This window comes from Chryseobacterium sp. UF-81 (genome assembly GCF_058245105.1).
This window is the reverse complement of record NZ_JBSIBX010000005.1, coordinates 117,496-132,331: the sequence shown is the minus strand read 5'-3', so window position 1 is coordinate 132,331 and position 14,836 is coordinate 117,496. Positions and strand designations below refer to the sequence as shown.

Below are 14,836 nucleotides of genomic sequence, written 5' to 3'. Positions count from 1 at the left end.
TTTATTTTATACTATTTTGGTCACCAATTTTAGTCTTTAAAAATGGCGAAATGCTTCTTATTTATTTTAAGATTTTGGAGTGTGTTTAAGCCTAAGGTTATTTATCGGGGAAATTTATAGTTTGGATATAAAAAAAGCATCTTTTTCAGATGCTTGTGTTTTTAGAATATTCTTTTTTTTAAACTTCGTCGTCAGAATCAATTGTGAATGATTTGCTTTTGAAGTCTTTGTCATGCTTTTCTGATATTACATCCTCACCCTTTTCATTAATGATGAAATCTGTGGATTCATTAAACATCTCCTGGAAACTTTTGAAATCCTCTTTATAAAGATAAATTTTGTGTTTCTCGAATGTAGCTTCTCCATTCTCCCCGAAATTCTTTTTACTTTCGGTAATCGTAAGATAATAATCTCCTGCTTTCGTCTCGCGCACATCAAAGAAATAAGTTCTTCTTCCTGCTTTTAACACCTTCGTGAAAATTTCATTTTCATGGCGTTCCTTGTATTCACTCATTGTTAGATATTTTTTAATCTTGTTAAGAACAAATATAAAAGAATTCTTTTAATCACAAAATTTTTTTTATGATTTATTTAACAATTGAGAACGAAACCGCTATGCGGTTACAGAATTGGTAATTTCGGTGAGGTTGATGATTTTATCTGCTCTCTGAGCGCTAGACTCTCTGTGTGTGATAATTATGGATGTAGCATTACTGATTTTCTTATCGATATTTTCAAGGATATTCTGCTCGGTTTCCGTGTCCAGAGCAGACAGAGAATCATCAAAAATAATGATATTTGGGTCCTTAATTAAGGCTCTGGCAATACATATTCTTTGCTTCTGACCTCCCGAAAGCATCACACCGCGTTCACCTACAAGTGTTTTATACTGTTCTTTAAATCCAACAATATTTTTATCAACGTCTGCAATTTTAGCATATTCCACCACTTTTTCATGGGATGGATGATCGATGGCAAAACCTATATTGTTTTCTATAGAATCGGAGAACAAATAGCTTTCCTGAGGAATATATCCAATAAAGTTTCTGTAATTGGTAAGATTATGCTCCTTCAGGTTTTTACCGTCAACTAAAATTTCTCCTTCAGTAGGATCAATCAGTCGACAAAGCAGAAGGGCAATGGTAGATTTTCCGCTTCCTGTTTTACCCATAATAGCAAGAGATTCTCCGGCTTTGATCTTAAAGCTTAAGTTATCTAATGCTTTAATCCCTGTATTCGGATAAACATACGAAACATTTCTGAACTCGATATCCCCTTTAATAGGATAGTTCTCAAAGTTGGTATTAATGACTTCAGATTTTTTATCCAGAAATTCATTAATTCTCTGCATCGAAGCTTCAGCTCTCTGGTTGACGGAAGTAACCCAGCCTACCATTGAGAATGGCCAGATCAGAATATTGATGTACATAAAGAAATCAGCAATTTTACCGACACTTAGTTGTCCTGCAATGTATTTCTGTCCACCAATTAAAATAACGGCCACATTCAGCAATCCGATTACAAATAAAATAATGGTAAAGAAATAAGCTTCTGTTTTTGCTAAGTCGAGTGCTTTATTTTGATAGTCCGTTACTTTTATACCGTAGTTTTTCTTAATGTAGCTTTCTTTGGCAAAAAACTTCACCACCCGGATTCCTGAAAAGCTATCCTGCACGAAAGTGGAAATCGCAGATTGGCTTTTCTGCATAATCTTCGACTTCTGATTGATAATCGAGCTTACCTTAAATATAATATAAGATAAAATGGGTAGCGGCAATAACGTCCATAACGTCATGGAAGCATCCGTTTTCACCATATAGATGCTGGTGATTAAAAGAAGGATGATAAGATTGACCACATACATAACACCCGGACCAAGATACATTCTTACTGCAACAACATCTTCACTTAACCGGTTCATAAGGTCTCCGATGGTGGTCTGTTTGTAATCCGTAAGAGAAAGGTCCTGATAATGTCTGTAAATCTTATTTTTCAGTTCATATTCAATTCTTCTTGAAGCTACAATGATCGTCTGACGCATCATGAAGGTGAAAAAACCTGTCAAAAGTGAGCAGCCCACAATAATGGCAACATACACCAAAACCTGCTTATTGAAGCCGAGATTTCCGCCTTTTGTAAGTTCGTCTACAGATTTCCCTACAAACTGGACTTTATAGATATTGAAGAAATTACTGGCAATGATAAATAACAACCCCCAAAACAATAATATTTTGTGCTTCCAAAAGTAAGGGTTTAATGTTTTAAGCGCTTTCATAAAGTTTTACAAATTTACAAAAATGTAGGCACACTACGAATTTCATCAATTTTAATTTTTGTATCTTTGCACCCATAAAAAGCTCTTTGAATGTTAGGAAGACGACAAATCCGTGAAAAAGTAGTACAGACAGTGTATTCATACTATCAGAATCCTTTAAAATTTGATGTTTTAGAGAAAAACATGTTCTCTGGAATAGAGAAAATCTATAATCTCTATATTTATCAGCTTAATTTTTTGGTTGCTCTGAAAGAATTGGCAGAAACCCAGATCGAAATTGGGAAGAACAAATATCTTAAAACTGATGCTGAAATTAACCCTAACCAGAAATTCATCAATAATCAGGTACTGATCAAACTGGAGGAAAATCCTGAGAGATTATTTTTCACAGGTCAGCACAAACAGTTGAAATGGGATATGCATGATGATATATTGGTGAAAACTTTTCAGAGAATTACAGCAGGAAAACGTTATCAGGATTTCATGAAAGAAGAAGGATATTCTTTTGAAGAAGATCAGAAGTTTATCGGGAAACTGTTTTTAAGATATATCGCTGAGAATGATGATTTTCAGGAATACCTTAGTGATAAAGAACTTTCATGGTATGATGATATTCACATCGCCAATTCAATGGTACAGAAAACGATCGGTTTCCTGAAAGAAGATGAAGAAAGCAGAACTTTAATTAAAATGATTAAAGATGAAGAGGATAAAATTTTCGCCGGAAAACTTCTCAGAGATACCCTGAACAACTGGGAAGCTAATGAGAAAACATTAAGCGAAAGGTTGGAAAACTGGGATCTGGAAAGAGTTTCTTTAATGGATAAAGTAATTTTGTCGACTGCTATTTCGGAACTGGATAATTTTCCTTTTACACCTTCAAGAGTTATTATCAATGAATATATTGAAATTGCAAAAGTATTTGCAACAGACCGTTCCAATATCTTCATTAATGGAATTTTGGATAAATATTGTAAAGATCAAAATAGAATTTAACATGAAAAAGACGTTATCAATTATCGCTTTGTCTATTATAGGCCTTGGTTTGGTTTCCTGCAAAAAAGAAAACCAGCAAGCTGCTGCCGGTGCAGAAGCTGCTAATATTACAGATTCTACAGCTGGTGCAACGAATTTGGCTCCTACCAATTCAGCGACAGCTCCTGCAGCAGTGAATACAGCAGATGCAGCCCCGGTTTCTAACCAGCCATTAACATCAGTTGCCCTATCTGAAAACAACTTCGATTTTGGAAAAATCAAAAAAGGAGATAAAGTAGAGCACGTTTACGAAATTACCAATACGGGAAAAAATCCTTTGGTGATCTCTGAAGTAAAACCTGGATGCGGATGTACAGCTCCTGATTTTACAAAAGAACCTATTCTTCCTGGTAAGAAAGGAAAAATCACTTTGCATTTTGATTCTTCAAGCTTTGACGGAAACGTTCAGAAGTATGCAGATGTATTTGCAAACGTAGATAAGGCTCCTATCAAATTAACGTTCACAGCGAACATTCAACCGTAATTATAAAATATGTTGACAATCTTTTTACAGGCACAGCCACAAGGATCTTCATCAATGATGCTGATCATGATGGGGGTGATGTTTGTGGGGTTTTATTTCTTAATGATAAGACCACAGATGAGAAAACAGAAGCAGGAGAAAAGCTTTCAGGAAACTTTAAAAGTGGGAACGAGAGTAGTTCTTACTTCAGGTCTTCACGGAAGAATTGCTCAGGTTCAGGATGACGGATTCGTTATCGAAACTTTATCCGGAAAACTGAAATTCGAAAAAGCTGCTGTTTCCAGAGAATTTACTGAAGCACGTTTTGGAGACAAAGCGAAAGCTGCTGCTGAGAAAACGGCGGAGAAAAAAGAAATCGATACTGAAAAGAAATAATTTTTTTAGTTTGAAAATATCGCTCGGCGCGGTGAACAAAGTTCACCGCGCCGAGTTTTTTATAGAGATACCTAAATCATAAGCTTAATCAGTGGCGCAGCCACATCTCTTTGTCCACCTCAAAACTATTGTATGTCACTTGGAAACTTACTTTTAAGATTTATCTCTCGCAGATTACACTGATTGCGCCATTATATTCATTAGACTATAATGCATGCTAAGAATAAGCTTTAAATGAAAAAAACAGGTTTAACCGTTCAAATTAGCGATATCTGTGAAGTCATTTGTGCAATTAGTGTTTAAAAAAATCCCCAGTCATTAAAATTGATTTTTCAAACTCCCAAAATAAAATATCTTTGCAGAATGAATCAAAACACAAATAAAACCGTTCTCATTTTAGGTGCCAATTCAGATGTAGCCAAGCAATGTATCAAACAGTACACAGAAAAAGGATTTTCTGTAATCGCAGCTTCGCGGGATATGGTTTCACTGGAAAGGTTTGTTTCAGATAACCAGATTCATCCTTCAAAAGTCACCATTCTTTATTTTGATGCGGTAGATTTTAATTCCCACCAGAAATTCTATGATGAACTTCCGGTAAAACCTCATATTGCAGTGTATGCAGCAGGTTTTTTGGTGGACAATCAGAAAGCCCTGAAAGATTTTAAAGGGACACAGCAAATGATGATGGTCAATTATATGGGAGCTGTTTCCATTCTGAATATTATTGCGATGGACCGGAGCAATACCAATCTGGAAAGAATCATCGGATTATCTTCACTGTCGGGTGTAAGAGGCAGGAAGAGTAATTTTGTGTATGGAAGTACAAAAGCTGCTTTTACCCAATATTTAGCGGGATTACGCCAGGAATTGGCATCAAGAAAGGTTATTGTTAATGCTTTGGTGATTGGTTATATCAGAACTAAGATCAATGAAGGTCTTCAGCTCAATGAATCTCTGATCATGGAGCCGGATTATGTGGCAAAACATATTGTGAATGCCGGAAATTATTTCACCATTGTCCCGAATTTTAAATGGAAGATGATTTATATTATTTTGAAAATATTGCCGGAGAGTTTGGTGGCGAAACTTCCATAGATTATTTATTTTCAATAATCACCTTTGAAAGGCCTAGGCTTTTCATTAAACTATTGTAATTATTAAGTAATTGAATATTATTCCCATATTGGGAAAGCCTTAATTTTCCTCTATTATCTTCGATTAAAAAAGAATTGCCACTATTACCAAATTCTTTATCAATGAATTTAAATTTCATTAAATTATTGAAGTAAGTTATTAAACTTAATTGTTGTGAATCTGATAAAATAAAATTACGGGTCGTATTTTTAGTTTGGATAAGTGAGCCTGAGCTATCCATATTACCACAAGTGACTTTATATTTTATATAGGTTAATCCAATTTTTCTTTCTAAACGATAGACTTTGATGAATTCTTCATGGCCTCCCCATTCACCACAATCTGTAAATCGAGATTTTATAAATATTGTATCCTCATTATTGTAACTAAATATATTTTCAAATGAATATTTAGATTGTCCCGAATTATTTTTTTCAGAAATTTCTTTATTAGTACAACCTATAAAAGATAGCAGACAAATTAAATAAATGATTTTCATTGGCCTTAGTTAATACTCAAAATTAATCATTATTTTGAAGTAATTCCAACGCCTTCATCATATCAATTCCTTTCCCCAAAACAGGTTTAAATAAATCATCTTTTTCTTTAATTCTATCCAAAGCATTATGAATAGTAAAATCCGTCGGTTTCATACCGGGCTTCACTTCCTCCCAATCCAAAGGCATTGAGACAGAAGCTCCTTCTTTAGGACGTAAGCTGTAAGCACTTGCCAATGTCTGTCCAGTCCTGTTCTGCAGATAATCCAGATATATTTTATTGTCATCCCTTTTCTGTAAGCTTCTTTCTAATGTGGTGATTTCCGGAAGCTGTGTATGAACCTGCTTCATCAAAATATGGGCAAAATCTTTCACCTGGTCAAAATCATATTTTCCGCCCATCGGGATATAGACGTGAATTCCTGTGCTTCCCGAAGTTTTGCAATATCCTTTGATTTTAACTGAATTTAAAACCTCGTTCACCTGAAGAGCCGTTTCAATGACATCATCAAATGTATTTTTCTTTGACGGATCCAGATCCAGCACCAAATAATCAGGATGTTCAAGATCGGGGAGGGCACTGTTCCACGGGTTTAAATCAATACAGCCTAAATTATTCAGGTAAGCTAACGTAGCTTTATCATTACAGTATACATAATCAATATACTTATCATTGGATTCCGAATAAACTTCCGTGGTTTTGATCCAGTCCGGCATATTGTCCCCTGCATCTTTCTGATAAAAGCCCTGTTCTTCAATTCCGTTGGGAAAGCGATTAAGAGATAAGGGGCGGTTTTTCAGATAAGGAAGAATATATTCCGCGACCGACTGATAATATTCTATCACATCACCTTTCGTAATGTCATCTTTCGGAAAATAAATTTTATCCTGATTGGTCAGTTTTACTGTATGTCTGTTTAAAGTAATCTCCTTTTCCTTTTCAGTGGATTTGGTACTCTTTTTAGGCGTAACTTTAGCTTTCATTTCTTTAGGATTTTCATTAATCTGACTTATTTTATTGGTCGAATCACTTATTTCTTCGGGGTTTTTGTCCTCACGGAGGGCAATAAAAACAGGATGCCGGTAAATGCCGTCTTTGGTAATTTCAGAGAATTTTATTTCACAGACCAATTCAGGTTTTGTCCAGGTGACGGGCATATTTGTTTTAGGTTTCTTATCAAACGGGGACGTTTTTACAATCAGTTTTTTTAATTTTTCATGCATCTGGCTTAAGGATTCTTTATTAAAACCTGTTCCTGTATGTCCGCAATACACCAAATTCCCATCCATATATTTTCCAAGGATCAGTGCTCCGAAGCTTTTCCTGGATCCTCTGGGTTCCGTAAATCCACAAATAATGGCTTCCTCCGTATTGGTGAATTTTATTTTAAGCCAGTCATTGGTTCTGTGATTTTCAGTATATAAACTGTTGGCTTTTTTTGCAATCATTCCTTCTAGCTGCATTTTCTTCATCTGGTTGAAAAAATCAACACCTTTTTCGGGAATATGATCACAATATTTGATCACATCGGTTTCAGCTAAGGCTTCTTTTAAAAGTTCTTTTCTCTGTAAAAGCGGAAGTTCTTCTGTAGAATGGCCGTTCAGCCACAAAAGGTCAAATACCTGATAGGTTAAAGCAAGATTAGGATTATCGCCAATTTGCTGTAAGAGTTGGAAGCTTGGCTTTCCATGCTCATCATAGGCTACAATTTCTCCGTCAAGAATCATTTTGTACTTCTGATGTTCAAAATCTTTTGAAACTTTTTCAAACTTTGATAAAAAAGAAATTCCATTCCGGGAATAAAACAGGGGAGATTTATCGCTGAGATCAGCAATTGCTCTGTAGCCGTCCCATTTTATTTCAAAAACCCAACCTTCATCATCAAAGGCACTTTCAAAAGATTTTGCCAGCATAGGTCTGATGAAATTCTCTAATTTTTTTTCGTCAACTAAAGAATTAAATCTTTGAAATCTTGGCTTACTTTCAGAAGTTATGACTTCCTTTTGTTGCTTTTTAGGCTTTTTTTTTCCTCTAAAAATTTTGTTACCGCAGAGTTTTTAGATGTATTTTCTTCTGCATCATAATCTTCTTCTGCAAATTCATCTTTATGTTTAATTAAAAGCCAGGCGTTATTTTCAGCATTTTTCATTTTAACCAAGGCAAATTCGCCTTTCAGTTTTTTTCCGTGCAGAATAAATTTTATTGAACCGGCTTTTAACTCCTTTAATAATTCTTTTTCGTCAGAAAGTTTGCTTGTGTCATCCAACGGTTCATAGGTTCCGCTGTCCCAGACTTCAACCTGTCCGGCCCCATAATTTCCTTCGGGAATGTTGCCTTCAAAATCTTTATAATCGTAAGGATGATCTTCAACTTCCATGGCCAGGCGTTTGTCTTTTGGATCCAGTGACGGGCCCTTTGGAACTGCCCAACTTTTCAGAACGCCTTCCATTTCTAAACGGAAATCATAATGAAGACGGGATGCAGCATGCCTTTGAACCACAAAAATAAGCTTGTCTTTACTCTTTTTTGTTTTGCCTTTAGGTTCGCTGGTTTCATCGAATCTGCGTTTGTCGTTGTAATCTTTCAGAGCCATTATGATGCGTTTTTAGATTTGGAATTTTGTAAACTGGCTTTTAACTGAGCCATGAGATCAATGACCTTACCTTCTTTTGCAGGTTCTGCTTTTTTGGCTTTTACACCTTTACCTTTTGCTTTCTGCTTAATAATTTTCAGTAAGGATTCAGAATAAGTATCCTCATACATTTGGGGATCAAATTCTTGTGAAAGCTGTTCTATAAGACTTACTGCCATTTTTAATTCGGCAGGTTTCGGAGCTTTTTTGGCCGGAATTTTTAAATCTTTATAATCCCTGATTTCCTGGGCAAAACGTAATCGGTTTAAAACCAAAACCTCACCATTGTAAGGCCGGATCATTCCGATTGCTTCACTTTCGCGGAGTACAAAAGTACCCACACCCACCATTTTTGTTTGTGATAAAGCTTTTAATAGAAGCCTGTAAGCATTTTCCCCGTTTTTTTGAGGTTCAAGAAAATAAGGATTTTCAAAATAAACGCTGTCAACCTCAACTTCTTTTACGAATTGATCTATAGAAAGTATTTTGCTCTTTTCAGGGCTTGCCGCTTCGTAATCTTCATCTTCGAGAATGATGTATTGATCATCCAGGAGATAACCTTTTACGATGTTTTCCCACTTGACTTCTTTGCCTGTTTTTTCATTAACTCTTTTGAATTTGATGTTCGAAAAATCAGTTTTATCGAGCATATCCAAATCCAGTTTGCTGGTTTCTGTGGCGGAGTAGATTTTAACTGGGATATTGACTAAACCGAATCCAATGGCGCCGTTCCAAATTGCTTTCATTGTCTTACGTTTTTAAAAATCAATCAATTAACATGCCGAGGAACCGTGATGTGGTACATTTTACAGGCTTTGTTACCAAATATCAGCGGGTTGTAATGATCATTTCTGTACCCTTATACTTTTCCAAAATAGCACTCCTGTACTTATCTTCTACCGGACCGGGAAGAGGTCAGATATTGAAAGTAAAAGAATTAGAGTTTGTGAAATAAAAAAGGTGAAGAAAATTTCTCCACCCTTTTTAGTATTAATTAATGTAGAATTTTTCTACTTGATTATTTTCCATATTTAAAATAAGAAGCCCTTTATTTTCACGATTGAGCTGTCCGAGTAAACTTCCGTTATTATTCCATACAGTAGATTTTCCGGCACATTCATAACCGCCTGATTCCCCGGTAAAATTTGCCATCAAAACATGCATATGATATTTTTTTGCGATATTGGAAAGCTTAACAAGATCATCATCGATGCCATTTACAGAATTAAGGACACTCGCAGTATATACATTCGATCCGGCCTGATAAGCTTCCTGGGAATGCTCCGGATCAGATAGATCATAGCATATGGCTAAAGAAATCTTATTCTGCAATATATTCAGCTGGCAGAAACCTTCACTTCGTGAAAAAATACTTGTCTCCGTTGAAAAAAGATTGCGTTTTGAATAAATATCTCTTCTTTTTCCCGGCTGGAATATGATAGAGCTAATCAATAATTTGTCATCTGCTTTCGTGGGCATGCCGACAATTATGGTGATGTTATTTTCATCTGCCGTTTTCTGAAAAATATCTAAAACAGGATCTTCATAATGAATTGAAAGCTGTTGTGCCAATTCAGGCTCGTAGCCGGTAACTGAAATTTCAGGAAAGATGATCAGATCAACATCATTATTAATAGCAAGGTTAATTAGTGTTTTATGATTTTCGATATTAGCATTAATATCTCCTTTGATTGGTTTGATTTGGGCAGCTGCGATTTTCATTTTTTTCTCGTTAAAGATGATTTTACCTATTTAAACCCGAAACAGGCATTTTTTTACAAATTCTACGATCATGGGATTGGGTTCATTTTCTGTAGAAGTAAGTGCCGGTTGAAATAATGTTCCTACAAAAAAAGGATGGGACTTTATTTCAAATGAACGATAATTCCCATCTTCAGAAATTGAAGTTAAAGACAATCCTTTGTCTTTTAATATATTAACATATTTTTCATTAATGCCGTAACTACAGTTGTATTTACCAATAATAGTATCCTGGTTAATTGTTCGATAAAGAAAACTATTTGTATCAATAATTTTCAGATTCTCCTGTTCGCCTCTTAACGAACATGAAAGTTTTTTAATCAATGAGTCTTTTGCATCCGGATTTGTTTCTTCATGATCTGCATTTTCAATATCGCAGACGTTTCTGGCAAACTCAATAATCATATGTTGGAATCCTCCACAATTGCCAAAAGTAGGAATACTGTTTTCCCGGGTAAACTGTATGGCATTCAGGACATTTTCCATATCGCGGTATGGGCTTCCCGGAGCAATCCATAACCCTAAATACCTGTGCTTTTCAAAAACGGTTTGAATATTGAAAATATCAGTAGGAATCCAATCAAACTGAATTTCTTGATTTAGTTTTTTTTGAATACTTCTTGTACTATCATTAAGTGCATTAAGTGTGAAATGGGAAGGGTTAAAGTCTCCCAGAATAGCAATTTTTGGTATCATAAGTGTGTATATTAATAAAAAAGCAGAGACAAAATCTCTGCTTTACATTATGCTTTTAAATTCAACTGTATTTCCAGTTCATCCAGCTGTGCCTCAGCGATGGATGCAGGGGCATCAATCATCACGTCGCGGCCTGAATTATTTTTAGGGAATGCGATATAATCCCTGATGACTTCGTTTCCGTCAAGAATCGCCACCAAACGGTCAAATCCGAAAGCCAGACCACCATGAGGCGGAGCTCCGTATCTGAAGGCGTTCATTAAGAATCCAAACTGAGCTTCTGCTTCTTCTTTTGAGAATCCTAAAAGGTCAAACATTTTTGACTGTAAATCTTTATCAAAAATTCTGATAGAACCGCCACCGATTTCGTTTCCGTTCAAAACCATATCATAGGCATTCGCTCTTGTTTTTCCAGGATCAGTTTCCAATAAATGAATATCTTCCGGCTTAGGAGAAGTGAAAGGGTGGTGCATCGCATGATAGCGTCCGCTTTCTTCGTCAAATTCCAATAACGGGAAATCAACAACCCAAAGTGGCGCGAATACGTTTCCTTTTCTTAGTCCCAAACGGTTTCCAAGCTCCATTCTCAAAGCAGAAAGCTGTGCTCTTACCTTATTCTCATTTCCGGATAAGATCAGCATTAGGTCACCTTCTTTAGCTCCGAATTTTTCGATGATCTTTGCCAGATCTTCCTCATTGTAGAATTTGTTGACAGAAGATGTTTTTACGCCGTCATTCTGGAATTTAGCCCAAACCATTCCGGATGCTCCGATCTGTGGACGTTTTACCCAGTCTACCAGTTCATCGATCTGCTTTCTTGTATAGTCAGCACATCCTTCAACATTAATCCCTACAACCAATTCAGCGTCATCAAATATTTTGAAATCTTTTCCTTTTACAAGTTCATTAAGTTCCACGAACTCCATTCCGAAACGGATATCCGGTTTATCGTTTCCGTATTTTCTCATCGCATCTGCGAACGTCATTCTCGGGAACGCTCCGAATTCCTGTCCTGTAATATCTTTGATCAATGTTTTTGTCATTCCTTCAAAGACATTCATGATATCTTCCTGTTCTACAAAAGCCATCTCACAGTCGATTTGTGTAAATTCCGGCTGTCTGTCCGCTCTTAAATCTTCGTCACGGAAACATTTTACGATCTGGAAGTACTTATCCATTCCACCTACCATCAAAAGCTGCTTGAACGTCTGTGGTGATTGTGGAAGGGCATAAAACTGCCCCGGATTCATCCTGCTCGGAACGACAAAGTCTCTTGCACCTTCCGGAGTAGATTTGATTAAAACCGGAGTTTCAACCTCAATGAATCCTTCGTCTGAAAGATAGTTTCTTACCTTCTGCGCCATTTTGTGACGGAAGATCAGTTTATCTCTTACGGGAGCTCTTCTGATATCCAGGTAACGGTATTTCATTCTTAATTCTTCACCGCCATCCGTTTCATCTTCAATAGTGAAAGGCGGAAGCTGGGATTCATTAAGAACCACTAATTTTTCAACCAAAATTTCAATTTCTCCTGTTGGAATATTGGGGTTTTTACTTACTCTTTCTATTACTTTTCCTGTAACCTGAATGACGAATTCACGTCCCAGCTTTTTAGCATTTTCCATCAATTCCGCTGTAGAACGGTCCTGGTCAAAAACCAATTGGGTAATTCCGTAACGATCTCGAAGATCTATCCAAATCATAAATCCTTTGTCACGGATAGTCTGTACCCATCCGGAAAGTGTAACTTCTTCATTAAGATTTTTCAGAGATAATTCTCCGTTCGTGTGTGATCGAAACATAATTATTTGTTTAAGGTTCAATGTTTAAGGTATATGGTTTAGCTTTCTGATCATGAAGTTTTCTACCATAATTTCCGGATGCAAAGATAAGATTTTTTGCAGGTTCTCTAAACAAAAAAAACTTCCTTTCGGAAGTCTTGTATATTATTTGAGGGCTTTGTAATTAATTATTGGCAGCTCCTTTCTGTATCAACAGCTGTACGGTTTGCTCTTTGTTTCCTAATTTAGCTAAAGCAAGAGGCGTTTTTCCGTTACATTCTTTATTAATATCTGCCTGGTTGTCCAAAAGGAATTTAACAATATTATTTCTGCCGTAAAGCGAACTGAAACCTAATGCGCTGAAAGTCTCATCTTTAAGCGGAAAGCATTTGTTATAATCTGCTTTTGAAAAATTCTTTTTAAATGAAGCAACATTATCAGATTGAATAGACTGCATCTGAGCTTTGCTGAGTGTCTGAGTCTGAGCGGAAAGCATATTGGCAGACGCTGAGATTACAAGTAGAAAAGCAGTAGAGATTATTTTTTTCATAAGATTCATTTTAAGAATATACAAATCTAAATTATTTTTTTGATATAGGTAACTAAATTTTTATAAGAATTGAATTTGTATTTTTGGAAATCAGATAATTATTGATTAGAAAATGACAAAATATATAGACTTTTTGAAAAAAGCCTTTAGTGGCGAAGAAGTGGATTACACAAAAATAACGATAAGAAGTGCTGTGCTTTTACTGGCTGTTCCTATGATGTTGGAAATGGCTATGGAATCTGTTTTTGCCTTAGTGGATCTGTACTTTGTGGGACATTTGAAAGAAAGCGGTTATGCCATCCAGAGTGTTGGTTTAACGGAATCTGTGCTTTCAGTAATGTATTCTATTGCCATAGGAATGAGTATGGCTGCAACAGCTTTGGTGGCCCGGAGAATCGGAGAAAAAAATCCGGAACAGGCTTCCAGAAGTGCAGCGCAGGTTTTATTCGTTTCATTTATTATTACTGCGATCCTCAGTTTGTTTGGAGTAATATATGCAGAGGAAATTTTGATTCTCATGGGTTCAAAGCCTGAAGCAGCGGCTTATGGAAAAGATTTTACCAGGATCATGATGGGAAGCAGTGTGATCATTATGCTTTTGTTTTTGATCAACGGGATTTTCAGGGGAGCAGGAAATGCAGCTATTGCCATGAAATCGCTGTGGATCGCCAATATTGTGAATATTATTCTCTGTCCTGTTCTTATTAAAGGTTTTGGGCCTGTTCCTGCGATGGGGCTCACCGGAGCGGCTTTAGCAACTACGATAGGTAGAAGCATCGGGGTGGTTTATCAATTGTACCATCTTCTGGTTGCTGATACCCAGATCCGTATCGTACTGTCTTATTTTACTCCTGATTTTAAGCAGATAAAATCCATTGTGAAAATTGCTACTCCCGGGATTTTCCAGTTTGTGATTGCTTCGTGCAGCTGGATCTTCCTTGCCCAGTTAGTTGCCACTACGGGAGGAGAGAATGCTTCTGCAGGATATCAGACGGCTCTGAGGCTGATGATGTTTTTTATGCTTCCCGCCTGGGGACTGAGTAACGCAGCCTCTACGCTGGTGGGACAGAATATGGGTGCCAATGAAATGCTGAGAGCGGAACAGTCTGTGATGAAAACCGTAAAATATAATGTGATCTTTATGCTGGCAGTAAGTCTGATATTTTTCCTCCTTGGAGATTTTCTTGTGGGATTTTTTACACAGGAGACAGAGATTAAGGATTTTGCCAAAAATGCATTACACATTATGAGTGTCGGGTTTATCTTTTATGGAATTGGAATGGTACTCATCAATGCTTTTAATGGAGCCGGTGATACATGGACACCCACTTGGGTAAACTTTTTCGGATTCTGGCTGTTTCAGATTCCGCTGGCCTATTTTCTTTCCAAACATTTCGGGATGGGTCCTAAAGGGGTATTCATCTCTATTCCTGTTGCAGAAACATTAATTACCATTGTTGCTTTTATTTTGTTTAAAAAAGGAAAATGGAAGATGGTGAAAGTATAAATTTTTGATTTTCCTTTCCGGAAACGAAATTTGCTTGTCTTATGTTAGATTTATAAAAATTTTAACAGCCTTAATTTTTTGATGTATACCATATTTTCTAATTTA

Annotated in this window: 16 protein-coding genes; 6 read left to right on the top strand and 10 right to left on the bottom strand. The window is 36.3% G+C overall.

Annotated elements, in window-relative coordinates:
• Nucleotides 1-178 precede the first annotated feature (178 nt).
• Nucleotides 179-514 carry a DUF3276 family protein gene (locus AC4IFE_RS09370; RefSeq protein WP_034701927.1) on the bottom strand — a complete coding sequence of 112 codons (336 nt, stop codon included), beginning with the start codon at nucleotides 512-514 and terminating at the stop codon, nucleotides 179-181.
• 99 nt (nucleotides 515-613) lie between these two features.
• Nucleotides 614-2,275, bottom strand: coding sequence for an ABC transporter ATP-binding protein (locus AC4IFE_RS09365; protein WP_490756573.1), 1,662 nt, complete (start codon nucleotides 2,273-2,275; stop codon nucleotides 614-616).
• Between the two features lie 90 nt (nucleotides 2,276-2,365).
• On the opposite strand from AC4IFE_RS09365, the gene AC4IFE_RS09360 reads away from it, so the two are divergent.
• From AC4IFE_RS09360 to AC4IFE_RS09345, 4 genes are all read left to right on the top strand, one after another.
• Complete coding sequence (locus AC4IFE_RS09360) at nucleotides 2,366-3,271, top strand: transcription antitermination protein NusB (RefSeq protein WP_490756571.1); 906 nt, start codon at nucleotides 2,366-2,368, stop codon at nucleotides 3,269-3,271.
• 1 nt (nucleotide 3,272) lies between these two features.
• The gene (locus tag AC4IFE_RS09355) at nucleotides 3,273-3,794 is read left to right on the top strand and encodes a DUF1573 domain-containing protein (protein ID WP_490756570.1); all 522 of its coding nucleotides are present in this window, start codon (nucleotides 3,273-3,275) and stop codon (nucleotides 3,792-3,794) included.
• 9 nt (nucleotides 3,795-3,803) lie between these two features.
• Nucleotides 3,804-4,169 (top strand): preprotein translocase subunit YajC, encoded by a 366-nt coding sequence (gene yajC, locus AC4IFE_RS09350; RefSeq protein ID WP_490756568.1) that lies wholly within the window; start codon nucleotides 3,804-3,806, stop codon nucleotides 4,167-4,169.
• Between the two features lie 363 nt (nucleotides 4,170-4,532).
• On the top strand, nucleotides 4,533-5,267 hold the full coding sequence (locus tag AC4IFE_RS09345) for an SDR family NAD(P)-dependent oxidoreductase (RefSeq protein WP_490756566.1): 735 nt from the start codon (nucleotides 4,533-4,535) through the stop codon (nucleotides 5,265-5,267).
• 1 nt (nucleotide 5,268) lies between these two features.
• Here AC4IFE_RS09345 and AC4IFE_RS09340 read toward each other — a convergent pair whose 3' ends face one another.
• The 4 genes from AC4IFE_RS09340 to ku form a co-directional block, all read right to left on the bottom strand.
• The gene (locus AC4IFE_RS09340) at nucleotides 5,269-5,805 is read right to left on the bottom strand and encodes a hypothetical protein (RefSeq protein WP_490756565.1); all 537 of its coding nucleotides are present in this window, start codon (nucleotides 5,803-5,805) and stop codon (nucleotides 5,269-5,271) included.
• 22 nt (nucleotides 5,806-5,827) lie between these two features.
• Nucleotides 5,828-7,717 carry a DNA ligase D gene (gene ligD, locus AC4IFE_RS09335; protein WP_490756563.1) on the bottom strand — a complete coding sequence of 630 codons (1,890 nt, stop codon included), beginning with the start codon at nucleotides 7,715-7,717 and terminating at the stop codon, nucleotides 5,828-5,830.
• Between the two features lie 77 nt (nucleotides 7,718-7,794).
• Nucleotides 7,795-8,397, bottom strand: a complete 603-nt coding sequence (locus tag AC4IFE_RS09330) for a DNA polymerase ligase N-terminal domain-containing protein (protein WP_490756561.1) — start codon at nucleotides 8,395-8,397, stop codon at nucleotides 7,795-7,797.
• Nucleotides 8,397-9,182, bottom strand: coding sequence for a non-homologous end joining protein Ku (ku, locus tag AC4IFE_RS09325; protein WP_490756559.1), 786 nt, complete (start codon nucleotides 9,180-9,182; stop codon nucleotides 8,397-8,399). Before ku ends, AC4IFE_RS09330 begins: the two co-directional genes overlap by 1 nt.
• 32 nt (nucleotides 9,183-9,214) lie before the next feature.
• Between ku and AC4IFE_RS09320 the strand changes: the two genes are divergently transcribed.
• Nucleotides 9,215-9,391 (top strand): hypothetical protein, encoded by a 177-nt coding sequence (locus AC4IFE_RS09320; protein WP_490756557.1) that lies wholly within the window; start codon nucleotides 9,215-9,217, stop codon nucleotides 9,389-9,391.
• Between the two features lie 35 nt (nucleotides 9,392-9,426).
• On the opposite strand, the gene AC4IFE_RS09315 is transcribed toward AC4IFE_RS09320, so the two are convergent.
• From AC4IFE_RS09315 to AC4IFE_RS09300, 4 genes are all read right to left on the bottom strand, one after another.
• On the bottom strand, nucleotides 9,427-10,158 hold the full coding sequence (locus tag AC4IFE_RS09315) for a carbon-nitrogen hydrolase family protein (protein ID WP_490756555.1): 732 nt from the start codon (nucleotides 10,156-10,158) through the stop codon (nucleotides 9,427-9,429).
• A gap of 30 nt (nucleotides 10,159-10,188) precedes the next feature.
• Nucleotides 10,189-10,893, bottom strand: coding sequence for a glutamine amidotransferase-related protein (locus tag AC4IFE_RS09310; RefSeq protein WP_490756554.1), 705 nt, complete (start codon nucleotides 10,891-10,893; stop codon nucleotides 10,189-10,191).
• Between the two features lie 47 nt (nucleotides 10,894-10,940).
• The gene (gene aspS / locus AC4IFE_RS09305; RefSeq protein WP_490756552.1) at nucleotides 10,941-12,695 is read right to left on the bottom strand and encodes an aspartate--tRNA ligase; all 1,755 of its coding nucleotides are present in this window, start codon (nucleotides 12,693-12,695) and stop codon (nucleotides 10,941-10,943) included.
• A 163-nt stretch (nucleotides 12,696-12,858) separates the two neighbouring features.
• Nucleotides 12,859-13,224: an ankyrin repeat domain-containing protein gene (locus AC4IFE_RS09300; protein ID WP_490756551.1), complete on the bottom strand. Its 366-nt coding sequence runs from the start codon at nucleotides 13,222-13,224 to the stop codon at nucleotides 12,859-12,861.
• 112 nt (nucleotides 13,225-13,336) lie between these two features.
• Between AC4IFE_RS09300 and AC4IFE_RS09295 the strand changes: the two genes are divergently transcribed.
• The gene (locus AC4IFE_RS09295; protein WP_490756549.1) at nucleotides 13,337-14,731 is read left to right on the top strand and encodes an MATE family efflux transporter; all 1,395 of its coding nucleotides are present in this window, start codon (nucleotides 13,337-13,339) and stop codon (nucleotides 14,729-14,731) included.
• Nucleotides 14,732-14,836: the final 105 nt, after the last annotated feature.